The 26161-nt window shown below is 49.6% G+C and carries 20 protein-coding genes; 4 read left to right on the top strand and 16 right to left on the bottom strand.

Annotated elements, in window-relative coordinates; genetic code table 11:
- Positions 1-35: 35 nt before the first annotated feature.
- The 7 genes from BUB94_RS01550 to rimP form a co-directional block, all read right to left on the bottom strand.
- The gene (locus BUB94_RS01550; RefSeq protein ID WP_073233621.1) at positions 36-4067 is read right to left on the bottom strand and encodes a T9SS type A sorting domain-containing protein; all 4032 of its coding nucleotides are present in this window, start codon (positions 4065-4067) and stop codon (positions 36-38) included.
- 153 nt (positions 4068-4220) lie between these two features.
- Positions 4221-5129 carry a riboflavin biosynthesis protein RibF gene (gene ribF, locus BUB94_RS01545; protein ID WP_073155801.1) on the bottom strand — a complete coding sequence of 303 codons (909 nt, stop codon included), beginning with the start codon at positions 5127-5129 and terminating at the stop codon, positions 4221-4223.
- Complete coding sequence (gene truB / locus BUB94_RS01540) at positions 5122-6051, bottom strand: tRNA pseudouridine(55) synthase TruB (protein ID WP_073233619.1); 930 nt, start codon at positions 6049-6051, stop codon at positions 5122-5124. The genes ribF and truB overlap by 8 nt, the downstream gene beginning before the upstream one ends.
- A complete protein-coding gene (rbfA, locus tag BUB94_RS01535) occupies positions 6052-6405 on the bottom strand; it encodes a 30S ribosome-binding factor RbfA (RefSeq protein ID WP_073155795.1) in 354 nt (117 codons plus the stop codon). It lies immediately after the preceding gene.
- A gap of 22 nt (positions 6406-6427) precedes the next feature.
- Positions 6428-9562 (bottom strand): translation initiation factor IF-2, encoded by a 3135-nt coding sequence (gene infB / locus BUB94_RS01530; protein WP_073233617.1) that lies wholly within the window; start codon positions 9560-9562, stop codon positions 6428-6430.
- Between the two features lie 93 nt (positions 9563-9655).
- A complete protein-coding gene (nusA, locus tag BUB94_RS01525) occupies positions 9656-10828 on the bottom strand; it encodes a transcription termination factor NusA (protein ID WP_073155790.1) in 1173 nt (390 codons plus the stop codon).
- Between the two features lie 15 nt (positions 10829-10843).
- Positions 10844-11296, bottom strand: coding sequence for a ribosome maturation factor RimP (rimP, locus tag BUB94_RS01520; RefSeq protein ID WP_073155788.1), 453 nt, complete (start codon positions 11294-11296; stop codon positions 10844-10846).
- Between the two features lie 210 nt (positions 11297-11506).
- Here rimP and BUB94_RS01515 point away from each other — a divergent pair, with 210 nt between their 5' ends.
- A complete protein-coding gene (locus BUB94_RS01515) occupies positions 11507-11713 on the top strand; it encodes a hypothetical protein (protein WP_073155785.1) in 207 nt (68 codons plus the stop codon).
- A gap of 65 nt (positions 11714-11778) precedes the next feature.
- On the opposite strand, the gene BUB94_RS01510 is transcribed toward BUB94_RS01515, so the two are convergent.
- The 5 genes from BUB94_RS01510 to BUB94_RS01490 all read right to left on the bottom strand — a co-directional run bounded on the left by BUB94_RS01510 (position 11779) and on the right by BUB94_RS01490 (position 16624).
- Positions 11779-12501, bottom strand: coding sequence for an NUDIX domain-containing protein (locus tag BUB94_RS01510; RefSeq protein WP_073155782.1), 723 nt, complete (start codon positions 12499-12501; stop codon positions 11779-11781).
- Between the two features lie 7 nt (positions 12502-12508).
- On the bottom strand, positions 12509-13636 hold the full coding sequence (locus BUB94_RS01505) for a hypothetical protein (RefSeq protein ID WP_139258145.1): 1128 nt from the start codon (positions 13634-13636) through the stop codon (positions 12509-12511).
- 3 nt (positions 13637-13639) lie between these two features.
- Positions 13640-14560 (bottom strand): M23 family metallopeptidase, encoded by a 921-nt coding sequence (locus BUB94_RS01500; protein ID WP_073155777.1) that lies wholly within the window; start codon positions 14558-14560, stop codon positions 13640-13642.
- Between the two features lie 16 nt (positions 14561-14576).
- The gene (locus BUB94_RS01495; RefSeq protein WP_073155774.1) at positions 14577-15230 is read right to left on the bottom strand and encodes an STAS domain-containing protein; all 654 of its coding nucleotides are present in this window, start codon (positions 15228-15230) and stop codon (positions 14577-14579) included.
- A gap of 71 nt (positions 15231-15301) precedes the next feature.
- On the bottom strand, positions 15302-16624 hold the full coding sequence (locus tag BUB94_RS01490; protein WP_141099779.1) for a PorV/PorQ family protein: 1323 nt from the start codon (positions 16622-16624) through the stop codon (positions 15302-15304).
- An 88-nt stretch (positions 16625-16712) separates the two neighbouring features.
- On the opposite strand from BUB94_RS01490, the gene BUB94_RS01485 reads away from it, so the two are divergent.
- Positions 16713-17621 carry a tyrosine-type recombinase/integrase gene (locus tag BUB94_RS01485; RefSeq protein ID WP_073155769.1) on the top strand — a complete coding sequence of 303 codons (909 nt, stop codon included), beginning with the start codon at positions 16713-16715 and terminating at the stop codon, positions 17619-17621.
- A 162-nt stretch (positions 17622-17783) separates the two neighbouring features.
- Here the strand turns inward: BUB94_RS01485 and BUB94_RS01480 are convergent, their stop codons facing one another.
- Genes BUB94_RS01480 through BUB94_RS01470 form a run of 3 tightly spaced genes read right to left on the bottom strand, consistent with a single transcriptional unit; the run spans position 17784 to position 21496 of the window.
- A complete protein-coding gene (locus BUB94_RS01480) occupies positions 17784-18911 on the bottom strand; it encodes a hypothetical protein (RefSeq protein WP_073155766.1) in 1128 nt (375 codons plus the stop codon).
- Between the two features lie 9 nt (positions 18912-18920).
- Complete coding sequence (locus BUB94_RS01475; protein ID WP_073233612.1) at positions 18921-20114, bottom strand: hypothetical protein; 1194 nt, start codon at positions 20112-20114, stop codon at positions 18921-18923.
- 23 nt (positions 20115-20137) lie between these two features.
- Positions 20138-21496: an MATE family efflux transporter gene (locus tag BUB94_RS01470; protein WP_073155760.1), complete on the bottom strand. Its 1359-nt coding sequence runs from the start codon at positions 21494-21496 to the stop codon at positions 20138-20140.
- Positions 21497-21618: 122 nt separating this feature from the next.
- On the opposite strand from BUB94_RS01470, the gene ychF reads away from it, so the two are divergent.
- Both ychF and BUB94_RS01460 read left to right on the top strand, forming a co-directional pair.
- The gene (gene ychF / locus BUB94_RS01465; protein WP_073155757.1) at positions 21619-22716 is read left to right on the top strand and encodes a redox-regulated ATPase YchF; all 1098 of its coding nucleotides are present in this window, start codon (positions 21619-21621) and stop codon (positions 22714-22716) included.
- A 360-nt stretch (positions 22717-23076) separates the two neighbouring features.
- Positions 23077-24108 carry a hypothetical protein gene (locus BUB94_RS01460; protein WP_073155754.1) on the top strand — a complete coding sequence of 344 codons (1032 nt, stop codon included), beginning with the start codon at positions 23077-23079 and terminating at the stop codon, positions 24106-24108.
- A 14-nt stretch (positions 24109-24122) separates the two neighbouring features.
- On the opposite strand, the gene BUB94_RS01455 is transcribed toward BUB94_RS01460, so the two are convergent.
- Positions 24123-26123 (bottom strand): response regulator, encoded by a 2001-nt coding sequence (locus BUB94_RS01455; RefSeq protein ID WP_139260095.1) that lies wholly within the window; start codon positions 26121-26123, stop codon positions 24123-24125.
- Positions 26124-26161 lie beyond the last annotated feature (38 nt).

Here is a 26161-nt window from a genome sequence, read left to right as displayed (position 1 = left end):
CTGATTTATAACGTCTAATTTTTAATTAAACTGAATTACCTGACGGCAATGTTCTTCACAGAACTCTGGCTGCCCACGCGGACGCTGACGATGTAAAGTCCACGGTCCTTGACATTCAGGTTTACGCTGTTGGCACCGGCATTTGCGTTAAACTTAGCCGTAGCCACAACCTTACCAGAAACGCTAACCACATCTACTCGAGCCGTCTGACCCATCAGATCAGAGTTCACATCAAAGTTCACATTCAGACCCTCAGCAGAACGGATTCCGCGGATATTGCGAATGGCATTGGATGCAACCACAGGCTTATTGCCAGAAGTTACGGTTACCGTAGCCGTCTTGGAGCTGGTCTTGAGAGCCACCTTGATAGATTTACCTTCCGTCATTTCGGTAGTGCGACCATCTACAGATACAAAGACCTTCTTGCCCAGCGCTCTTACCTTTTCGACACCTTCAAGCTGAAGAGTTCCTTCATGGTTATTGGATGCACTCAGTCGAACAGTCCAGCTCATTTCATCGGATTCAGACTTGAGGCTCTTTGCCAGCAAGACATTATCCTCAACGATAGACAGGCGAACATAGCCACCCATACCGGCAGGAGGTTCTTCCATCTTCTGTTCACGAGAGGCAACACCCATAACATTCCAGGAATCAACTCTACCATAATCGTCAGACAGGACTGCCTTCAGACTCCAACCTTCTGCTTCAGCAAAGTTTGCCTTCTGCAGCGCTTTTTTAGCAGCGACCGGCTTTGCACTAAAGCGAATCGTTCTCGGAGAATTTACCTTAATCCAAGCTCCTTCATAGGGGCCAAGTACCTTAACCTCGGGATCATAGTCTGTGCCTTCAGCATTTCTACGCCAGATAGCAACATCCTTCAATTCATCGCAAGAAAGATCGATTGCCTGACCATAGGGATTAGCAACCATGTTCCAACCGCTATTGATGCTATCCACTTCCCAAACAATTTCTGCACCTTCAGGAATCGGGTCATTGCCATTGATTACGATATCCTTGGTGCTCTGATACCAATAGCCAGTAACATCATTTTCATCACCCTTGAATCCGTAGGCCTGATATTGCCAGAAGTCGCCAATGGTAGCGCTTTCATCCCACCAGTACAGGTAATCGCCCTTCGTGGGGATAATCTGATGTTTCTTCAGAGCCTTCAGAGAAACCATGTTCCAGGCACCAGCACGCCAAACCAGCGGTTCGCTAGAAGAAGACACTTCAACCACCTCGATAACAGAAGAAGAAGATTCTTCCACTTCACTACTAGAAGACTCGGGTTCTACTGCACTAGAGGACTCAGGTTCGGCCACACTGCTAGAAGATTCAACGATTTCTACAGAGCTGGAGCTTTCCGGTTCCTTGGAACTAGAAGATTCAGGTTCGGCTTCGCTGGAAGACTCAGGTTCAGCGCTGCTAGAAGATTCAACGATTTCTACAGAGCTGGAACTTTCCGGTTCCTTGGAACTAGAAGATTCAGGTTCGGCTTCGCTGGAAGACTCAGGTTCAGCGCTGCTAGAAGATTCAACGATTTCTACAGAGCTGGAACTTTCCGGTTCCTTGGAACTAGAAGATTCAGGTTCTTCGGAAGAGGAAGACTGTTCAACTTCGCTGGAAGACTCAGGTTCAGCGCTGCTGGAAGATTCAACAACTTCTTCGGAGCAGGAACTTCCCGGTTCAAGTACAACGGGAACGTCACCTTCGGGTTCACCAATCCAATAGGGATAACCTTCGTTGGTTACACCGGTTTCATCAATAGTCCAGATCTTTTCATCCACTTTACCTAAACGGTAAGGCATATTCAATGTGGTGAGCAAGGAAGACTTCATGTCACTAGCGGCAAGAGTTCCGTTTTCGTTTTCGTCCAGGTTGTTAGAACCATTGCGAACGTTATACTGAATATCCCAGCAAAAAACTTTTTCTACACCAGAGCAGGACTTAACAGAGGCGAGCCAACTTTTCATAGTGACGCTAACGAAAGATCCAAAGGCATCGTAAGCATCACTACCCAAATGATAGTTAGACATGATAGTGTGTGCTGCAGTAGAATTATTCAAGGACAGCATGCCGCCCATATAGCCAACATAGAACGGATGATCTGTGGTAGCAGGCGTCGACACATGGATTGTTCCCTTGAGATAGGAATTCGTAATGTAAAAATCACGGTCAGGAGCACCAGTAGAAATGTAAGCCAAAAAACCACCCACATAAAGGGCATCCACATTATCAACGTTTCCAAGTACATCAATATCGCCATGAACGGCAACCCTATCCATAGACGGACTTCTGCAGTAGCCGCAAACGCCCCCCACATAACCAGTGCGCTTCATAGAGGCATCATCATCCGCATTAATAGAAATCAGAGACGTTGCGTTTTCTGCAGAAAGCTTTATACGATCAAAAACAATATGATTACCACTTTCACCCTTACGGAACTCACCTACGGCTCCACCAACATAATTTCCGTTATTTACACCGGTAACCTTGATAAAACCATAATAAGCAGAAGACTTTAACCGCAGTCCCGCATTAGATTCATCACGCATGCCCACATACCCAAAGAAGCCCCCCATATCCAGGGAATCTGCTTCAGAAAGATTCAGGGCTGCATCCATAGAAACTCTGACGGTGTTATTCGCAAAAGCTTTTTCTGTTGCTGCAAGGTAACCCACACCAGCCACGCCACCCATAGCCACATAGCCCTTATTAGAACTGCTATTTGCGTTCTTGTCTACAACTTTGATTTTTCCATCGACCTTGGTATTATAGATAGACAGATAGCCGGTAGTATCAACAGCCTTTTCATTACCACCCATACCACCAACAAGACCACCAGCGTTATAGTAGATAGCCTTAGAGGAACGGGTATCATCAACAGAAAGTTTTACGAAACTTTCAGAAATCTTCAGGGGGCGAATAATCTGATAGGAGCGGGCAATCAGACCGCCAATATATACAGAGTCAGAAATAGCGCTAGAGTTCGAAATTGAACCGTCAAAGGAAACCTTATCAAAAGAGGATTCCAGGCCATAACTAGTTTCACTGGGGAAGAAACCACCAAAGAGGCCACCCATGACAGCGCCGCCCTTAATAGAAGATCCGGCCCCGACATTCACATTATGGAAATTTAGAACCTTGCTGCTCCTCCGGCTGTCCATGAACATCTGGCCCACAAGGCCGCCCATGGCAACAAAAGCACCCTTGGAACTATTCAGTTCTGCAGAGATATCCACATCCTTGGCAGACAGGTTCAGACCATAACCCACAAGACCGCCAACACAGGCATAATAACGACCTGACCTATTCGTACCCTTGACGGCACCAGTGTTCCTTTCCATCAGGATGGTGTTGGAAATGTCCAGCATATCTTCGCTTGTAATGCCATCAAAGTTTACCCTCTGGGCAATACCCGCAACACCACCAACAACAAGGCTAGAAACGCGGACGTTCTTCAGAGTGATGCCAGAAATATCGGAGCTATCAACATGACCAACCAAGGCTCCAACGCCATAGTAATATTTCAAGGCGTCGCTAGGAATGTTGTCAGTATCATTTGCGCTGATTTCAATATCGACGTTTTCGATCCTGATATTAGAAACAGTAGCATTGAAAAGGGTATCAAAAACACCAACATGGCCACTCATAAGAGTAGTCCTATCGGTATAGTCTATGGTCTTCTTGTAGCAAACATTCTTGAAGGTGTAGCCGTTGCCCTCAATCGAGACCTTATTGCGAATCTTGATGGGTTCATGCTGAGTAACACATTCACCGTTTTCGCCAATTTCCTGGAAATCGATATCGGACTTGAAGGTCAGCGTACCACTTCCTGCGGTCTTACCACTCCACAGAGTGGAAAGAATATCATTCAATTCATGGGAAACACTACCATTGGTAATCTGACGAGAGGTCGTACAGAGATCGCACATCTCTACAGACTGAGAAACGACGCCATTTCCAGCGCCATCGTCTGAGAAATTCAAATAAAGACCGGCATCCTGTGCAGCTGCCATGACGGTAGCCACCAGAACGGCAATCCAAGTAAAGTTTAATTTACGCATCTTCACACACCTCTTTAACAAAGATACGTTATATTTCTGCGTTTAGCAACTTTTATCAACCACCTATAAACACAATGTGACTAAGCACAAAAAAGTTGTTTTATAATGGCTTTGAAACATACTTAAATCTTACGATAACATTACAACGAGAGACTATTCAGCCCAGTGGTTGCCGTTGTAATTGCGGGCCGTATCGGCATCCATACCAATTTGACGTACAAGATCGTCTAAACTGGCAAATTTCTGCTCAGGACGAAGATAGCCCATCAGATCCAGATACATGGGTTTGCCGTAAATATCTTCGCTGAAATCCAATAAATAGGCCTCGATGGCCAGAGGCTGATTCCCCGTAGAAGGCTGAATACCAATATTCACCACAGCACGGAAAACACGTTCAGAGCCGTCCTCTTCAGGAAGTCGGGCCGTCGCCACATAGACCCCGCGCTTAGGCAGGAACTTGTACTGTTCCACCTGCAGGTTTGCCGTAGGGAACCCAATGGTATGTCCCAGGCGTTTACCGCTAACAATATGACCGGAAAGTCGATAGGGACGTCCCAGGTAGGTCTGGGCACGATCAACATCCCCCATTTCCAGAGCGGTTCGCACGGCAGAAGAACTGACGCGTTCCCCCTTGTGGAGCACGATGGAAAGCATCTGGGTAGAAAGTTCCGGGAAGGCGGCCGTAATGGATTCGTAATTGCCCTTGCCACCAGCGCCAAAGCAGTGGTCATGACCGAAGAACATGGAGCACACGTCCAGTTTTTCAATCAGCTCTGTACGAATAAACTCATCAAAGGGCAAGTGCATCAGGTCGCGGGTAAAAGGGATCACCACAAAATCCAATCCCAGGCTCTTGATAAAATCACGTTTTTCAGCAGTCGTAGTCAGCAGGAGCGGATTTCCCGGGCCGCGAAGTACGTAGTTGGAATGAGGTTCAAAACTGATAACCGTAGGAAGTAAACCGTTAGCTTCAGCCACAGCCTTAAGGGAACGGAACAAAGCCTGGTGGCCAAGATGGCAACCATCAAAATTCCCCATGGTAACAGCACGTTTCTTATTCATCTTCGGCTAGGTAGATCTTGGGCCTGATGCGGCCAGGTTCATAGTGACAGAAACTGAGGACTTCGCCTTGCATGTTGGCTACAAAGACGTTGCCTTCGGCATCCACACCTTCAATGGGAGTTTTCCAGGGCAGATAATTTCCCTGACGGATGACCGCCAGCTGCGCGTCGTCAAGACGGACCACGGGGAAATCAAGCACCTGGTCCACAGGCAGCAAGTGTTCGCGGGTCAGATCATCGCCACGGACAGCCTTATCCAAGGTAACCTCGCCAATACGATGACGTCGGATATGGGAAACGCAGCCAAAAGTTCCAAGGGCACGGGCAATATCACGGCCCAGGGCACGGATATAAGTACCCTTGGAGCATTCACAAATCAAGTCGAAAGTGGCAAAAGCCTTGCCAGAGCATCCTTCAGTGGCATCGTTGGCAACAGCACCCAGCACCTTCAGGGAGCTGATGTTAATCTTGCGGGGCTTCAGTTCGATATCTCGGCCACGTTCCATCAGGTCGCTGGCGCGGACACCGTTAATTTTTACCGCACAATACTTAGGCGGAATCTGTTCGATATCGCCGGTAAACCGGGGCAATACCGCCTCAAGATCCGCAACGGAAATCTCTTTAACCTTTAAACTTTCCGCTTTAAGCTCTTCACTCTCCACCACTTCGCCGTCCCATTCCAGGGTATCGGTCTGGTAGCCCAGATGGAGTCTAAAGCTGTAACACTTGTCCTTGGCCTCTACAAAAGGCAGCAGACGGGTGACGCGACCCGTAGCGGCAATAATCAGGCCGGAGGCACGTAGGTCTAACGTACCGGCATGACCAACACGCTTCGTAGAAAAGACCCTTTTCAGAGGGAAAAGGGCCTTAAAAGAAGTTTCACCAGCAATCTTGTCTAATAAGACGAAGCCAGAATTGGACAATTAGAGTTCCCCTTTCTGCTTCAAGTCGGCAAGAATGCTTTCGATATGCATGGCGTGTTCCAGGTTCTCGTCTAGCACAAAGTTCAATTCGGGAATCTTGCGAATCTTGAGGGCCTTGCCCAAAACGCCGCGGATAAAGCCAGCGGAATTGTTGAGGCCGATCAAGGAATCGCGCTTTTCCTTATCGGAACCCATGACAGATACCATGATCTTTGCATAGCTCAGGTCATCGGTGATCGTTACACGGGTAATGCTAGAAAGCGTACTGACGCGAGGATCCTTCAAGCCCTTCTGCAAGAGCTTGGAGATTTCCTCACGGAACTGTTCGCCTAATCTGTCGGTTCTACGACTCATTTATATTCCTTATGGTAATCGCTTACGCTTCGGAAGATTCAGCCTGCTTCTTGGCTTTTTCTTCGGCTTCTTCGCGGGCCACATCCTTCAAGGTACGTGCAACGGAGACTTCCTTGAAGAAGATCAAGCTATCGCCTTCACGAATATCGTCGTAACCCTTAAGACCGATACCGCATTCGAAGCCACGAGCAACGGACTTGACATCGTCCTTAAGACGCTTGAGGGACTGAACCACGGTAGTACCCAGTTCTACACCATTGCGGTATACGCGGACATGGCTTTCGCGGTCCACGGAACCATCGGTAACCATACAGCCGGCGATGAGACCGACCTTGGGAACCTTGAAGACCTGGCGAATTTCGGCTTCGCCGCTGAGTTCTTCGCGCATGGTGGGCTTAAGCAAGCCTTCCACAGCGTTGGTAATATCTTCGATACAGTCGTAAATCACGCGGTAGTTGCGGATTTCGATGCCTTCCTTCTGGGCCATTTCGCGGACAGCGAGAGACGGCATCAAGTGGAAGGAAACGATGATAGCCTGAGCGGTAGTAGCAAGCAAGATATCGGATTCCGTGATAGTACCAACACCCTTACGGATGATGTTCACGCGGACTTCCTTATTGGTAAGCTTTTCGAGGGATGCGGCAAGAGCTTCGGCAGAACCACCCACGTCAGCCTTGACGATGAGGTTGAGTTCAGAGAGCTTACCATCCTTCTTTTCGTTAAACGTATTTTCAAGAGAAACGGTCTTACGGGCGCGGAGGTCGCGTTCACGGGCGGCCATACGACGCTTGGAAGCAATTTCTCGTGCGGCCTTTTCGTCTTCCACAACGATAAGGTCATCACCAGCCTGAGGGGTACCGTCAAAGCCAAGCACCTGGCAAGGTGCAGAAGGCGGAACTTCCTTGAGCTGTTCGCCACGTTCGTTGAACATAGCACGGACACGACCAGCGTAGATACCGCAGACAAACGGGTCACCCACATGGAGAGTACCGTTCTGCACGAGGATCGTAGCCATGGAACCCTTACCCACGTCAAGCTTGGATTCAACCACAGCACCGCGAGCGTGAGCATCCGGGTTAGCCTTAAGTTCAAGAACTTCGGCTTCAAGAGCCAGAGTTTCGAGGAGCTGATCCATACCCTGACCGGTACGGGCAGAGACTTCGATACAGCTAGTAGTACCACCCCACTGTTCCACTTCTACGCCGCGTTCGGCCAGCTGGGCACGAATCTTGTCGGGGTTAGCAGTGGGAAGGTCGATCTTGGTAATGGCCACGACCATGGGAACCTTTTCGCGCTTTGCAAGTTCGATAGATTCAACAGTCTGGGGCATGACCATAGAGTCAGCAGCCACAACCAGCACGATAACGTCGGTCACCTGAGAACCGCGAGCACGCATAGCACTGAAGGCTTCGTGACCCGGGGTATCAAGGAAGGTAACCTTGCCCTGGCTGGTGGTAACTTCGTAAGCACCGATGTGCTGGGTAATGCCGCCGGATTCGCCGGAGACCACGTGAGTCTTACGGATCCAGTCGAGGAGAGAAGTCTTACCGTGGTCAACGTGACCCATCACAGTCACCACCGGATGGCGGGGCTGCAGATTTTCGGTGGATTCTTCTTCAACACCCAGTGCTTCTTCTTCGTATTCTTCCATCAGCTGGGCTTCGAAACCGAATTCGTCGGCCAGGAGCTGGATGGTTTCAAAGTCAAGGCGAGCGTTGATGGTCACCATCATGCCCATTTCCATGCACTTTGCGATAACGCGAGCAGGCATCTGTTCCATCAGGCCGGCAAGTTCGCCAACGGTGATGAAGTCAGAAGTCTTAAGAATCTTCTTTTCTTCAGAAACTTCGCCTTCGGCCTTTTCCTTACGGTAAACCTTCTTGACAGGCTTCTTGGAAAGGTCAGCCATCACGCGAGAAACGTTCTGACGTACGGCTTCCTGCTGCTGTTCCTTCTGCTGGTCGCGATCCTTACCGTTGTTTCCACGACGGTTCTTGTCGTTCTGACCATGGCGACCATTCTGCTGACCGGGCTTTCCACCCTTGCCATTCTGGTTCTGACCGCCAAAGCCACCCTGGCCACCAAAGGCCTGGTTGTTGCTTGCATTGAAGGCATCCTGCATAGAGGAGCCGGTAAAGCCGCTGGTGCGGCCAGTAAAGGAACGACCGCCATTGTTGTTATTGCGATCACCACCGGGGCCACCCTGGCCCGGACGACGGTTACCGCCATTGCGGTTGTCCTGACCGCCATTGTTGTTCAGGCGGCCAAAAGTTCCAGTGTAACCCTGGGCATTGCCGTTTCCACGGGGACCGCCGGGGCCACGATGTCCGCCGCGGTTCTGCTGAGCCATCTGGCGAGACTTTTCGATACGAGCAAGAATTGCTGCATCGGGTTTAAAGACCTGAGCCTTCATAGGAGGCTGCTTCAGTTCCATACCCGGAGTAACCATGGCGGGAGCTTCTGCAGCAGGCTTGGCAGCTGCGGGAGCGGCAGGAGCCGGCTTGGCAGCGGGAGCCTCAGCCTTGGGAGCGGCAGCCGGTGCAGCAGGCTTAACAGCGGCAGGAGCCACAGGCTTAACTTCAGCCTTGGGAGCTTCGACCGGCTTGGCTTCAACCTTAGGAGCAGCGGAAGCGGCAGGAGCAGCAGGCTTAACTTCGGCCTTGGGAGCTTCGACCGGCTTGGCTTCGACCTTGGGAGCTGCGGGAGCGGCAGGGGCAGCAGGCTTAACTGCAGCAGGTGCGGCAGGAGCCACAGGTTTAACTTCAGCCTTGGGAGCTTCGGCAACAGGGGCAGCAGCGGGCTTAGAAACCGCAGCGGCAGGAGCAGCAGCGCCCTTCTTGATGGTGACCTTGGCACCCTTAATGAGAGTTGCCTTCAGAGTACGACCACCAGCGGCGGGAGCAGCGGGCTTCTTGGCAGCGCTTGCGCTAGGAGCATGGTCAGCCGTATTCTTCTTCAAATTCTTGTTACGAGCTTCGGCCTTCTGCTTTTCAGCTTCGGCAGCGGCTTCGATCTTCTCATAGTCTGCGGCGGCAACCTTGGACATGTGAGTACGGACAGTTACGCCCGCGTCGCGAAGCAGTTTCATAACAACGTCAACCTTGACGCCGTGGGATTCAGCCCAATCTGTAGGTTTAATTTGATCTTCAATTGCCATGAATTAGCTTTCCATATTCCTTTTTTCAATTCTTTCAAGCCTACACCCCTTGTGCAGGCCCCTTTGACCTTCAGCGATCTACGCTAACTTCGATTAGCGACCCTTACGGCCTGCAGCCTGGTGCATATCGGCCATAGAGGGAGAAGTGATCTTAGCCTTGGTCTCATCGTCCTTTTCGGACCATTCCTTTTCGCCAAACACATCCAGGTTACGCTGAACGAGTTCTGCAGCCAGCTTGACGTTCTGACCGTTCTTACCGATTGCCAGAGCCAGGTTTTCGTCGCTGATGATAACGACAGTGCGACGAGTTTCAGGAACGTGAATCAACTTAATGACGTTTGCCGGAGCGAGAGCGCGCTGGATGAACACATCCAGATCCGGATTCCACTGAACGATGTCGATACGTTCGTTGCCCAGTTCGCGGACGATAGTCTGAACGCGAGCACCCTTCATGCCGACGCAAGCGCCAACGGGGTCGATCTTTTCGTCGCGGGAGTAAACGGCAATCTTAGCACGGAAACCCGGTTCGCGGGCGACACCCTTCATTTCGACAGTGCCTTCGTAAATTTCGGGAACTTCCTGACGGAACAGTTCCTTGAGGAAGTCACCGTTAGCGCGGGACAGGATTACCTGTGCGCCAGTCTTGGAGGATTCTTCGACGCGAGCGATAACAGCCTTGATGGAAGCGCCCTGGGTCCAGCGTTCACGCTTGATCTGTTCGCGGAACGGGATCATAGCTTCGGTCTGCTTGCCCAGCTTGACGATGATGTTGCTCTGTTCGAGACGGAGAACTTCGCCGCTGACCATGGAGCCGATACGGCTACGATAGGTGTCCATAATCTTCTGACGTTCGACGTCGCGGATCTGCTGGTTCAGGAGCTGCTTAGCCGTCTGGATAGCCTGACGGCCGAAGGTGGAAATAGGAATTTCCATTTCCAGGGAGTCACCGGGCTGAGCGTCTTCGTTGAATTCACGAGCTTCTTCAACCAGCATGTAACCCTTGTCCAGTTCTTCCACTTCGTCAGCGGTCATTTCAGGATCGTAATCCGGATAGTCGTCAACGACGGCCACGCGAAGGAACACATGAACTTCGTTGGTTTCCATATCGAAGTCCACATCGATTTTCTTCTCGATATGCAGGTACTTGCGAGCTGCAGTGACCAGGGCTTCCTTGAGAGCATTCAGGACAACGGAATCTTCCATATCCTTGGCTTCGACAACGCCCTTCAGCACTTCGAGCAAATTAACTTTCGGTTCGTTCTTCATAACATGACCTTCCTATTATATTTGTACATCTACTTTCGCTACCAGCACTTCGGACCGAGGAATGACCACATTCTCGGGATTGCCTTTTACGGTTAGCGTCAAATTTTCTTCATCCGCATCAACCAGAGTGCCAACGACAGGCTTACCTGTGCTGCGTGTTACGCGGATATTGCGACCCTTGTTGCGGGTAAAATCGGCGACCGACTTCAGGGGGCGGTCCAACCCGGGAGAAGACACTTCCAGGGTGAAAGCACCTTCAATAATCTCGGGATCCAAGTCAAAAGCGTCAGAGAGGTGGTGGCTGACAGCAGTGCAGTCATCGATAGATACGCCTTCGGGCTTGTCAATGTAAAGGCGGAGAGTCTTTCTCTTTCCGGCGCGGAACAAATCCTGTTCCACCAATGTAACGCCAGCTGCAGCGCAAGCTTCGGCGATCAGTGCATCCAACTTTAAGTTCGGGGCTGCCAAATAGACCTCTTATATAAAAATTGCCATCCGCTTACGGAAGACTCCTTGCACAGAAACTCAGTTCGAGGCGAGGCGTTTTCCACGGATAGTCTAAAACCAGCACAAATAGAGAAATTTTAAAGAGGTGTTTCAACCACCCAAGATAAAAAAAGCGGGTAAAACACCGCTAATTGTGAATGATCCAGTAAAAAAAGCTATTTTAGGGCCACTATGACGTACGTACTCCTTATTCTCGCATCCCTGATTGGCCTGGCAGCCTGCGCATTCTATCTCCGCAAGAACATCATTGTCATCAAGGAAAAGAATAAGAATGAACCCAAGGCCTACAAGCGCGGCATGAACTACGTCCTCACCGGCCTGTGGTACGGATACCTGATTATCTTCTTCGTCGGCCTCACGATCAATAACATAGTTTAAAGGTTAAAGGTTAAAGGTTAAAGGTTAAAGGAAATTTCTTTAACCTTTCCGCTTTACGCTATACGCTAAACCTCTCGGCCCTGAGATTTCAGCCAACGTTCGTACAGGAACATGGCGATAAAGTTCTTACCGTCGATAAATTGATGGGCGGCCTCTTCGTAAGGCAGAACTTCAGTACGGATCCATTCGATTTCTTCGGTATACTGCTGGTCCTTTCCGTCCATGGCCTTCAGCTGTTCGGGAGTGACCTCGCGTTCAATGGCATACAGGCGGATACGTTCGTCCAGAAGTCCGCAACTGGCCGCAAAGCCTTCGCTCTTGCCCTTATACCAGAAGTCCATCAAGTCAATCAGTTCAGAATCGTCTGCCTTGATCTGGGCTTCTTCTTCCAGTTCAGACAGGGCCACCTTGCGGTAATCCCCAGTCCAGTCCAGAATGCCTGCAGGAATTTCAAGAGAATCCTGTTCCGAAATTGCAAAACGGGGCTGACGAACCAACAGCAGGTAAGGCTTACCTTCGCAGCGGAGCACAATCAGAACGCCCACTGCGTTACCGCGCACCAGTACGATCCCGTGAACCGGACGTCCATCCGGCAAGAAAGCAGTAGCCTCCAGCTTTATAAATAAAGGTTGACGGCCCTTTCTCAGAAAATCCACAGAAGCAAAATGGACCTTGGCCACCTTGAACTTCTTTTCGGAAGCCGCAAGCCAGTCCGTATAAATTCTCGAATTAAGAACAACTTCCTTGTCAGATTCGGCAATCTCTGCCGCAAAAGAATATTCGATCATCTAAAGCCTACTTTTTTGAAGCGGCGGAATCCACGATCAGGGTATCAGGAGCAATATCGGCATTCTTCCAGACCTTAATCAGACTATCCAGTCGACCCAGGGAATCCACCACCATCTTGTTTCCAGACAAATTATACAGCATCCACTGACTCCCGGTAGAAGGTCCGCAAAACGTTTCGTCTTCCCCAGGGCTAAACAACTGTCTAATAAAACGGACTCGCTGACCCACTCCATAGTAGGCCGTGGCAAAGGCGGCGAAGGTTCCGCACTTGGGGATCTTTTCCATATAGTAAGTGCTGTAATGCCATATGGTATCAGGGCGTACCTGAAGTTCCCCAAGATCCGTGGAATCGTTTTCCCACTTGTTCTTGGTGCAGTACACGGAATCCGTATCGGCACAGGCGTAATGCACCGGCACCAAGTTAGTATCAGACAAATTCCAGCTGGTGGGATAGATTGTATCAGGCACCACGTTCTTGCACATGTCGATGCGGTAGGTACAAGTCGATTTCATGGCACGCCAATAAAATTCGCGAGGCGTCAGGGAATCCAGTACACGAATGATGGTCGGCTGTCCCAGCTTATCCTTGCCCTTGGTACGTAGCGGATAATTGTGGGCGTCGGCAAAACTGGAATCCATGTAAATAAAGAACGTATCCTTGGAAAGCGATCCGCGACGAACCAGAATGGAATCCAAAACGGAGTCAGCATCGTTCTGCACCTTGAGCATACCGACCCCGCGAACATCCTCATCGCGAACAATCTGCTTAATGAGCGTATCGGGTCTGTAGTAGGGGGCGGAACAATCCTTGTCTGTAACCAGGATGTCAATATCGGGCTTAATCCAGCCCACAGAATCAGTACGAGAAAAACCAAGATTGATAGACTTTAATGCACAATTAGAAAAAGTCCACATTTTTCCAAGTTGCAAATAAAGGGTATCCCCCACCAGATGAATCGCCTTACCGGAATCCAGGGACGCCGAAAGGAAATAGCCCTTGCCCGCAAAGACATCGTCACTGTAGGTTGCAGACAGGGGGCCATCCGTATCCTTTTCACAACCCACATAGAACCCCAGCACCCAAATAGCACACAGGGTTACAAACAACATTTTTGTCGAACGCAACCACTTCATAAACTAAAAACCCAAACTCTTCACGAAAGCACGAATATGTTCATCCTGGACGGGATGGGTTGCCTCATAAAAGTCCGTCCAACGAACAAACAGACCGTTCTGACGAACCGTCAAAAAGAAGGTTGCACTATCCTGGGGAGGAAGACTGCCCAACCGGGTTTCAAAGAATACCTCGCTCCCGACCTTGACCTCATCGTTTAGGGATCCTAGACCAGACGTCCTACTCATCACATTGTAGCCATGGTCGATATCCACGAAATAGCCCAGGGAATCCTTGCCCGTTCCCAAGACCTTACCCGAAAGCACCGGGTGAACAGGAGCCTCGCCAATACCACGGAACACGTCCATTCCCAGCAGAGATTCCTGACCTTCGAAGTCGAAGTCCTCGGTAATGGGGAGAGCAGACCACTTCAAGGGCTGACGGGGGCACACTCCCGGATAACGGCAGCCGGTGGCCTTGTTAATCCAGACAAAACTGGAATCGGGTTTCATGTAACGCAAAAAAATCGACTGAGTACTATCGTCGTGAACAACCAGAGAAGCATCACTAAAATTCTTGCGGGAAGCGATCCAGTGCAATTTTGATTTGGAAGAATGGCGGAGCTGCGACACATAGCGCAGGAAGGAATTGGGCAGACGACTGACTTCAGTAGAATCGTCAATCACCCAGGAGCACTGTCCCAGGCCGCGTTCCAAATTGAAGGATGTACCGCCATAGGCCAAACATTTCTCATCCCAACTCAGCTCCGCCGGTTCACTCTCGTTGCCGATCTGGGAAAGGGTGTCGGCAATTTTCGTCACCAGGCCAGACCAGTACACAAAGAAGGCGGCCACGGCAATCAGCAGCAGTCGCAACAGAGGAAACTTGTGGGTAGAGTTTATAGGCTTTTGCTTGCCCTTGTACTCTTGAAAGTCAGCGGCCATCTTAAACTAGAGCCAACTAGAAGGTAAAGAAAGCCAGGGTACCGCCAATGGCAGCCAGCATAAGGAGAACCACAATCACCACAGTCTTTGCGGAAGACGGTTCATCATCGAAAGGAACATCGAGACCTTTCTTGGGCTTATCCTTATCGTCCTTGACAATAGCATTGAAGCTCTTGGTAAAGCGACGGTGAGGGCCAGTATGACGATCCAGGGGAGCGGTCCTGGGCACCTCAATATGAGAAATATTGTTCTGGGAAGCCACAGGGGCGGGCTTGGCCAGCATTTCCACCGGTTCAGCATCAGCCTCGGGAACATCCTTATGCAAGGAGAAGGACATCATGTCGGCTTCGAAGGCGAAAACGCGGATTGTCTTGTCGAGACCGGCCTTCTTCAGACCATCTACAATAACCTGGTTGCTAGTAAGGACTGCAAACATACCGCCATTGGAAGCCATTTCCTGCTGGAACTGGATAAAGGCGTTGTAGGCATCGCTGTAGACGAAATCAAGGCCAGTCAAATCCACAGCAAGGAACCGCTCATCCTTCTTCTGGTCCAGGAGAGCACGAACGTCTTTCTTGAATTGTTCGGCGTCAAAAGCCCCTATAGGATTCAAGGGGGCCGAGATCAAATCAAAAATTCCAACTTCGCGATAATTCTTTAACTGAGGCATGACAGAAAATATAACCTAAAATTTAAACGCCCGTGAGCTAACTCACTAAAAAAATGATACCTAGAACCCCTCTATTCGAGAATTTCGTCGTCCGTTTCTACAAAAACAGGCCTTGATTCAACGCCAGCTCTTTTTTCTGTAGGCTTTTCTGCAGACGATTCCTCGGCAGTTTGCCCAGATACTTCCGACGATTTTTCAGTCAGTCCCGCCCCCTGAGACTCGGAAGCGACTGCAGTTCCCGCAGATTCCGCCGCCAAGGATTCAGCACTGGCAGCACCTTCCACGTCATCGGCACCATCTACAAAATCATCCGGTTCCTCGGTCAGGACCGCGCGCTTGCGAATCTGTGCTTCGGGAGTTCCGTCCTTAGGCTTCCTAGAGAACAGGTAGGGGCTGAAGCTGAAGCTGACTCGATGCACAGGAGAAAGCACCGGGTGGGATTCAAAGGCGTAGTCCACCTTAAGGAACTTGGCAATTGTAAGACCTGCACCAGCAGTTACACTCTGGAAGGTGGTAAAGCTGCTAAGACCTGCACGCAACGAAAGACCGAAGTCAAAGGTAAATTCCAGACCGCCGCGACCACCTGAGAGCCAAGCCAGAGGATCATCCCAGATACGGCCATCGCCGTCATTATCTTCGTTAAAATCCATTTCGCGAGCTTCATGATGCAGAAGTCCTGCCCCCTGCCAATAGAAGTTCAGCTTGCCATACAGGTAAGGCACGTCAATGCCATAGCTGGCAGCCAGGTAGAGTTCAGGCGCACTGTATTCGACTTCTCCGGATTCCCAGGAGGCCGCCGAAGAAGTCCATCCTTTTAAAAGTCCAGACAGAACAAAGTTGTCTACAACCCGGTAACGGAGTCCCGCGTCACCACGGAAGCCGTAGCCCGTCTGGTCCAGTTCGCGGTACAGACCATGGAAACTTACACCAAGAGAAAGCCTATCCGTCAGGCGCTTACCCACAGAAACAGAAAAGACGTAGTCGGCAATAGAAAGGGTATTGTAGTCCGAACCTTCAGGCAGCGGTTCCCCATCCTTGATGTAAGGAATGTCATCTGCGCCATAGCGGGCAAAAGCCACGCCCAGGCCAAGACCATTCCCTAGGGGCATGGTGGCAGAAGCGAAATCATACTTGGTATCTTCGTAGTACTCCGTATGGGAGAAACTGCCCCAGGCATAATTCATGTCGGCCAGTTGGTACGGATTGGAAAGCAGACCCAGGTAGTCGCCATCCACAGCCATAGTCGCAGAACCCAACGCCGCAGAACGAGCTCCGGGCTCCACATCCAGGGAGGCATTGGCCCCAACGACACGATCCGCAGCATAGGAATAAACCGTCCCCAATACAACCAGGAGAGCACTAACCAGACCACGGAACGAATATTTTTTTGCCATTGCCATAACTTGACACACAAGATAGATTATTTTTGTGTCGCGGACAAAGAACTTCTCACTTTAATGGGATCATTAGGACAACAAGGGCATGAACCTCTCGGATTACTTCGTCAAATTCTTGGATTATCTGGAAAACCAGCGCAAGTTCGCCAAGATGACCGTCGAAACCTACGGTCATTCCCTAGAAAAATTTCGCACGTTCCTGGACGCCAATGGTAAAAACGCAAACCTTACCCTAGAAGACTTTACAGAAATAAACGTCAAGGGGTTCGTCTGGGACATGAAACAGAAGCAGGGGCTAGCCCCCGCCAGCATCTGCGAACACCTCGCAGCCCTAAAAAGCTTCGGCAAATACTTAGTACGTTCCATGGTCCTCAAGACCAATCCTGCCGGAAATGTACCCATGCCCAAGAAGCCCAAACGCCTGGTAAATTTTCTGAGTCAGAAAGATCTAGACGAAACCAAGTTTCCTGAACTTGAAAATCCGACTTACAAACAAGTTCGCGCCCGTTTTTTATTGGAACTGATTTACGGTTCCGGCCTGCGAATTTCCGAATGTCAAAGTTTGCACTGGAACCAGATTTCAGAAACAGAGCATACGGTACGCGTCATCGGTAAGGGTAGCAAGGAACGAATCGTCCCCATCACAGAATCTCTGCTCAAATACATCGGAATGTTCAAACAAGCCGAAATTGAAAACGGGATGTCCCCTACCCCTACGGGATTTGTATTCCAGTCCAAGAACGGCGGCGCCATCCATGTGGTAATCTTACGCAAGGACATTCACGATTTGCTCCGTGACATCGGATGGGAAGGCAAGGCCAGCCCGCACGTATTGCGACACAGTTTCGCCACCCACCTTCTGGAAAACGGAGCCGAAATCATGAGCGTCAAGGAAATGCTGGGGCACGAAAGCATCAGCACAACCCAGGTTTACACCCACGTTAGCGCAGAACGCCTCCGCGAAGCCTTCAAAAAAACACACCCACGCGCGTAAGATGATGCAAGGGGGCCCTCCCCCTTGCGTAATTCAAAAATATCGGGGCATTTAATACTCAGAAATTTCTGGGTAGGCAATTTACTTTTTCACACAAAAAAAGCCCGAGCATTTTGCGCGGACTTTTGTAAATCGGTGTTTTGCAAGTTTGCCTTGCGTCTTTTAGAAGAAACTTCCTTTAATGCCTACAGCAATAGTCCATTGCTGTCCAAAGTCATCCCAGTCAGGGGCGTCCCACTTTTTCATAGGGCTCTCGTCGTATTCATCCTTGGGATCGGCAGCATTGCTCTTGTCATGGAGCGGCAGGGAGAATCCGATATACACCGGGAAATCCGAGTTCGAAAATTCAATGCCGTAAGCAAAAGCCACAGACCACGCCTGATGATCCGGATCGGGACGAGGATCATAAGTTCCTGCCTTTTCAGAAGAAATCCAGGCAACGCCCAGAGGCACAGAGAAACTCATACCGAAGGACTGCACAATTCCCGGGCGACCACGATAACCATAGGCAACAGAGCCTCCAACAGAGGGCGGTGTATAGGCGCCCAGATCGTTTTCACCGTAGAACTTGAATCGATAATCAAAACGTTTTCCGCTATGATCCAGATCCTTCCAATAGGTATCGTTAAATTCATTTTCGCCGGAGAAGGGATGCATGGCAAAAGGATGAGTATAACTCAAACCATAAAGCCAGATGCCCTTGTCGGTATCACGGCTATAATCCCAGCCCAGGGTCAGACTGTATAGGCCAGAACCCTTCTGGAAACTGCTAGGCAGAATTTCCTCAGAAGCATCGGTACCGCGCTTGATGTCGTACTGCCCCGTGGGAATCGTAAGACTTGCACTTAGGGAAGCGGCACCACCACTACCAATCGTCTTGCTAAAGTCAAAGGAAACGTCACCCATACCACCCGTGGTACGGTCCGTCGGAATCTGGTTGCTACGATACTGGACTTCACCCTGATGGCTCATCCAGGGAACCGTCACACCCAACTTAGTTGACCAGGTGGGTTTAATGGAAAAGTGAGGGGACACAGTCATGCCGGAGAAGTTCTGTCCCACATTATATTTGGTAAAAACTTCCGTTTCAAGATAGCCACCAGATACTCCCTGGCCAATCCACTTGATACCATCACCGGAGCCGCCGCCAGAACCGCCAGCACCGCAACCGCCGATGGATTCCCAGGGGGTAGCAACTTCTACAGGTCCACTAAAACCAAGACCAAAGGCGGCAATTCCCGCCACCACGGCAAAAGCCATTCCGCAAATGTTTCTGTAATTCATCTTCATAGGGAACCCTTACGGAAGCTGCAAGACATAGGCACGGTTCGTTCCTGTAGTCAGGAAGTAGCCATCAGGAGAACGACCGCCAATCATGGGAACCGAAGTCAATTCGTAAATGTCATTACCCCACAAAATCTGCAAGTCTGCAGGAGCGCCTGCATTCAAGGAAACCTCGCGCATGGCTGTACGGCCTGCGGAACCATCCTGGGCAGAAACATCGGTCAAGTCATTCTTGTTCACAAACTGAGCACCCTGGGGGAACTCTGCCCAAGTCACGAAAACACGTTCTCCGTACTTGAACCAATGAGGTTGGGCGGGAGAACCCATCATACCTTCAGTCACAGGAATCTGGATAGGCTTAGAATCTTCAGACAATTCCTGCACATAGGAATTCCAACCATTCATAGAAGAATTCACTACGTTATAAACGACAAAGCGACCATCCGGAGAAATCAGGGGGCTATCCATCATCCAGCCATCCACACCAGCGGGCTTCTTCAAGGTCTTGGCCTTAGAAACAGCCTTCTTCAAATCACCAGAAGACAGATCTACAAATACGATTTCGTTGTTGCCATTGACATAGACAAGACGCACATCGTCAGTGCCAAAGAATCCCTTTATCGTAGATGCATCAGCAGTAGTATCTACCACGGCATCCGGAGAGACCCACACATGGGGCGTTGCAAATTCGCCGATATTCTTTTCGTAGAACCAGAACTTTTTCTTGTCTTGCATACGGGCGGCAAAGATGCCGTAATCTAGATTTTCGCAAGACTTGCTACCGCTCTTGTCGTAAGCGCGGAGAGCTACGATAAAGTTAGCATGGGTACTCCATTCGGGGTCCTGAAACTGGCATTCACCTGCAGCGGTATCACGCATCAAGTACCAGCGAACCGTATTGGACGTATCGGAAACCGTAAGACGGTCGTGCTGCACCACACCTGAAGTCGTATACTGGGAGTCCGACGCAATCACGTTCAGCTTGCCACCAAAGTTCAGCCACAACATGGAACCTGGATAATTGACGGTATCCTGCGAAACAGAGGCGTTACAGATTTGCTTTCCCTCGTTAATAGGGTACAGATTTCCAATATCGGAAGTTGCCGTAGACGACTTCTTACCCGAGTCTCCGTCAAATTGTTCGGGCTCGTATACACAGGCGGTCAGGCCCATAAAGGCCGAAAATGCGGTGAGTATAAATTTCTTCATCAAGGAGAAATATATAAAACTGCCTATTTATCCTTAGACCACTCTAGTCTGGTTTTCCTTATAAAACGCAGGTATACAAGCACTAAAATCGTCCCCGTAGTGATCCAGCTCAAGGGATAGCACACCATAAGGGAGGCAAAAGTACCGAACTTGGGGAACATGGCGAACACCCAAAAAATACGCACACCGCAAATACCGAACACGCAAATTAGCGCAGGCAACATGGACTTGCCCATGCCACGCAAGGCTCCGGAGCACACATCAATAAGCACGTTGATGAATTCCAGACCAATTACGATATACACGCGGAAGGCTCCCGTTTCCACAATACTTTCGTCATTGGTAAAAATGGAAAGAATCGGGTGATAAAAAATGCTAACCAAGGCACCAAGGGTAAAAGTGGAAAGTCCCGACAGCAACAAGGTCCAGCGAACCGTCTTGCGGATACGATCCAAGTTGCGGGCGCCGTAATTCTGTCCCACGAAAGTAACGCAGGCATGGCCGAAGGAATTGAGCCAGAAATACACAATCAGCTCCGGATTCATGGCCACCGCCGAAGCCGCCACCGCCGTAGAACCCAAGGTGTTTATCGCCGACTGGATACACACATTGCTGAAGGAGAATACCGCTCCCTGCACACCCGCCGGCAACCCGATACGGATCATGCGGCCGAGCACAAAGGGAGTCACCCTAAGTTTCCAGAATTGGAATCTGAAAGGTCCCGTTTCCGTCTTCAAAAAATACAACAACGTAACAGAACTAATCACGTTGGAAATGACCGTTGCGATAGCCACCCCATCCACATCCATGTGGAGCCCCACCACGAACACAATGTTCAAAAGCAGGTTAATGGCACCGGCCACCAGAAGCACATAAAAGGGCCGTTTGGTATCCCCCTTGCTACGGAGCAACGCCGCACAGAAATTGTACAGCATGATGAAGGGCATACCCACGAAATAAATCCGGAAATACAAAACGGCATCATCGAGGATGTCTGACGGAGTAGAAATTGCCGTAAGAATCGGTCGGGCAAAGAACAACCCTATCAAGGCAAGCAGGATACCGCAAACCACGGAAACCGCCACCGCGGTGTGAACCCCTCGCGAAACAGATCGGGAGCTGCGTTCTCCAAGAGCGTTGGCCACCACCACGTTGGCCCCGATAGAGAGGCCCACGAAAAGGTTCACCATGAGGTTGATGACGAAGGTATTGGCACCCACCGCGGCAAGGGCCGCATCGCCAGCGAACTTACCCACAACTGCCACATCGGCAGAATTAAAAAGTTGCTGGAAAATGGAACTGGCAGCCAAGGGCACGGCAAACTTCAGGATCTTATCCCAAATCGAGCCCGAGAGCAAATCCATATTTTTAGCAGTAGCCATACATCACCTTTTTCGGCCCGCAAATTTAGCTTTTTAACCACCTCTCGGCATCCCCTTTTTACTAACTTTACATCGCAAAAAATTAAGCCGGAACATTCCGGCAGTTATAAACGGAGATTATCATGGGTTTTAAATGTGGTATCGTAGGTCTTCCCAACGTGGGCAAGAGCACCATCTTTAACGCAATCACCAACGCCGGCGCCGAAGCCGCCAACTACCCCTTCTGCACCATCGATCCCAACGTAGGTATGGTGAACGTTCCCGACGCACGTCTGGACGCCCTGGTAAAAGTTTATAATCCCAAGTCTATCGTTCCCGCCGTTACCGAATTCGTCGATATCGCAGGTCTCGTAAAGGGCGCCGCCCAGGGTGAAGGCCTTGGCAACCAGTTCCTGACCCACATCCGTGAATGCCAGGCTATCATGGAAGTGATTCGTTGCTTCGACGACGGCGACATCGTTCACGTCCATGGTTCCGTGGATCCGGTCCGCGATGTTGAAATCATCGAAACCGAACTGATCCTGAAGGATTTGGAATCCGTTGAAAAACGCCTGGCCACCGAAGCCAAGAACGCCCGTATGGGCGGTGCCGAAGCCAAGGCACGTCTGGCCGCTTGCGAAAAGCTCCGCGACGCCTTCCAGGAAGGTAAGGCCGCCCGCGGTCTCATCGGCGACAGCGAAGAAATGGACCAGGTCATCAAGGATCTGGCACTCCTCACAGCAAAGCCCCTGTTCTATTGTGCCAACGTGAAGGAAGACGACATCCTGACCGGCAACGCCTACGTGGACGCCCTCAAGGATTACGCCTCCAAGAACGGTCACGAAGTCATCATGATCAGCGGCAAGATCGAAGAAGAACTTTCTCAGATGGATCCCGCCGACAAGGTGGAATTCCTGAAGGATCTGGGTCTCCAGGAATCCGGTTTGGACGCCGTTGTCCGTAAGGGTTACGAAATTCTCGGCCTCCGTACCTTCCTTACCGCAGGCGAAAAGGAATGCCGTGCATGGACTTTTGAAGCAGGCTTCAAGGCTCCCCAGTGCGCAGGTGTCATCCACTCCGACTTCGAACGCGGCTTCATCCGTGCAGAAACCCTCTCCTTCGCCGACTTCGAAAAGTACGGCAGCTGGAACGCCGCCAAGGAAGCAGGCGTGCTCCGCACCGAAGGTAAGGAATACGTGGTGCAGGACGGCGACATCATGCTGTTCCGCTTCAACGTGTAGTTAGCTTAAAGCGCATAGCTGAAAGATTAAAGAAGTCTGCAGTTTCTCGACTGCGGGCTTTTTTCAATTATGAAATACGAAATATGAATTAATTGAATTCATCAATTCGTTTATAGTTAGCAGTTTCATACCAAACATCCAATATTTCATATCTAATAACTCATATCTATCTCTAGCGCCTCCGGCGCGATTATGACAACTCACATCTTGTATCTAACATCTGGCAACTTATATCTGACATCCATCCCCTAGGCTCCATTTCTTACAAATTACTTTTGTTTTGCATAAACTAGTGATAAAAATCACATTTCATATGTATTTTTGCTATCATTGAAACAAACCTGTTTGGAGGTAGTCGGAGTGTTCATTAAAGAAGAAAAGGGTTCCACCCTTTTGTTAAAGCTATTTGCCATTCTGTTCAGCATCTTCATGGTTCTGGCCTATGTATTCCTGCACACTGTCGATGCTACGGGAAAACTAATCTTCCAGAATACTGGAGCCGTCTGCGACGCCAACGCCGTAGGTTACTGCTTCACCATGGAAATCCTATACTTCGCCATTTTAGGCGTCATTGCGGTTCTAGGATTTCTTACAGTCACTCTCACAACATTAGAATGGGCTCTACGTCGAGAATCAGACTCCTCCATTCCTGATTTCTACCGAAATTTCGTAGCGTTCCTAAACTGCATCAAGATCGCTTTGGCAGTTCTCTTCACCACCCTATTCATCAATTATTCTAAAGCCACCTGGGTCATTCCCATCGCCGTATTCGCCTCCCTCATCCTAGACGGTTTCGTTTGGAACAAGCGATGCCGTGAAGTCAACGCCAAACACCAAAGTCTGTTCCTAGACGTGATTACAGAATTCATGAACATCTTTACCACCAAGAGAAGCAGGAATGCAGAAAACATTCCCCACAGACACAGCTTAGTATTCTACGTGGTAGCCACCCTATTCATCATTTTCTGCGTACACGCCATTTCAGGAAACATCAAGCCAGACTTTGGTCAGAACGCCAGGTCCACCATAGAACAAGTTGATCAAGCCAAGGCCGACTCTACCGTCAGCGAAGTCCAGATAGAAGAAGCCAACAAGGCAAAGAAATTCGTCAAGGCCAAAATCCGGGAAAGACGCCGTAAAAAAATCGAGGCTGCCAGAATCCGTGCCCTAAGAGAAGCGGAGAAATCTCAAGAAACTCCCAGTACAGAAGACAACGACGAAGATACGAATAACGAAGTGCAAAACGACGAGGAATCAGGCAACACCGCAACCAACAGCGAAGAAGCCGATAGCTCAGAAACCCACACTCCCGTTGCAGCAAGTTCTATTCCAGCAGTAAATACTGCCGCCAACACAACTTCAGATGACGACGATGATGAGGACTGGTGGTAATCCAGCCTCATTTTTTACTTGCCCAGAACTCTTACGATTTCTCTGTAGAGTTTATCCAACTCAATGGGTTTTGAGGTAAAGCCGTTCATACCCGCATCATAGGCTTTTTTACGGTCTTCGTCAAAGACATTTGCGGTCATAGCGATAATGGGGATGCTCGCCCTGGCAGGATTCGTCATATTGCGGATACGTCGGGTCGCCTCGACGCCATCCATATGAGGCATCTGAACATCCATCAAGATAAAATCGTAATTAAAAGGCTCTAGGTTCTGAACAACAGAAACGCACTTGACTCCGTCTTCTACAAAATCAACTTCGAAGCCCATTTCATGCAACAGCTCACCGGCAATTTCACGGTTCAGTTCGTTATCTTCAGCCACAAGAATTCGCATTCCCTTTAGGCGAGATACATCAAGGTCTGCATTTTCTTTCTGCGAGCATTCAAATTTATCAATAACCTTTAGAGGTACCTTGATTGATATTTTTGTACCCTTACCTAATTGACTTTCCACGTTGATGAATCCGTTCATCAGGTCAACCAATTTCTTGGTAATGCCCATTCCCAGGCCAGTGCCCAAAATACGGTTTTCGGTAACGCTCTTTTCGCGAGAGAAACTATCAAAAATATGAGGAATAAAATCCTCGGAAATTCCAATTCCTGAATCTTCCACAATAGTTTCAAACAGGCGAATCCCTTCCTGTTCATGGGGGTAATCCCTGACAGAAATCCTGATACGGCCCCCTTCGGGAGTATACTTGACGGCATTGCTGATCACATTCAGCAGAATTCCCTGAATCTTGGTCATATCGCAAAGAACGTAAGGATGATCGGGATAAATTTCATCTGTCACCACAATCTTTTTCTTGCGATATTCTTCATCAAAGACCGCTCTAATCTGCGACGCAATGTCGAAAAGATTTGTCGGTTTTTCGTTCACGGATGTGGCTCCGCTTTCGATTCGCGCCATTTCAAGAACTTCATTAATGAGGTTCAGCAGATAGGACCCAGCGCCCTTGATCTTATTGGCATAGGATTTGATCAATTCAGGATCGTCGCTATGTTTTTCCAAGAGGTTTGCAAAACCCAGAATGGCATTCATGGGCGTTCGGATATCGTGGCTCATGTTGAAGAGGAAGGTACTCTTGGATTTGTTGGCTTGTTCTGCAACTCTCAAGGACTCTTCTAGCAAAGCCTCTTGCTTCTTTGCTTCGTCTTCACAAGCGACACCGATGACAATCACTTCAAAATTTTCGGCGTTGCCAAGTCGAACCGCCTTGAACAGGTAGAAGTGCGGTTCCCCATTCAACACCATACGATAATGATAGGAGAATGTTCCCTCCTCACGCATCACTCTTACCAGGTTGCTGAACTCGCATGTCTTAAGCATGTCTTCTCGATCTGCTTCATAAACATTGTTCTGGATGTAAGCCCCCATAATGTTTTCGTAAAGGGGAGCATTCTGTATGGTCTGCTGAACACCCACGGCCTTTTCAGAATATCGGAAGGTTCGAGCCTCACGGGTTTTGGCATTTACGGTAAAGATATTGGTAAAGTTTTCAGCCAGAACGTTGATGATTCCTACCTGCAGGTAGCTTTCCCTTCGGGTCTGGTCGATATTTTCTACAACACACAGAACCTTTTCCAGAAGTCCGTTAGCCTGCCTGGTCACCGCAATAAATCGACAACGGCACCAACCCATGGTACAGCTAAGAAACTCAAGAGCAATCTGATTGACGTCCTTCAACCTTTCATCTAGGGTTTCAATATCACTAAACAGTGACACCTCGTTCCTAGAAATCGGGTCTGTCAAAATACCCAGAACAAAGGGAAGGAGTCTTCGAATATCTTGATTACCGAATTTTTGAATAATGGCATCAATATTCGGCGTGGTCTTAACCGGTTCAAAGGTAAAGTCCAGCATGTTCAAGATATGCATCGACACGTAAGAAGACGCCGTCGCCTGCAAGACCAGCTCCAGCATTTCACGTTCGTTGTTCTGCTCTACATTATCCATAATACTAATGATACATTCAAACAATTAAAATGATCCAT

Origin of the sequence: Fibrobacter sp. UWH9, assembly GCF_900129715.1 — a bacterium.
Classification (GTDB): domain Bacteria; phylum Fibrobacterota; class Fibrobacteria; order Fibrobacterales; family Fibrobacteraceae; genus Fibrobacter.
This window is presented reverse-complemented; position numbering and strand designations above follow the sequence as displayed.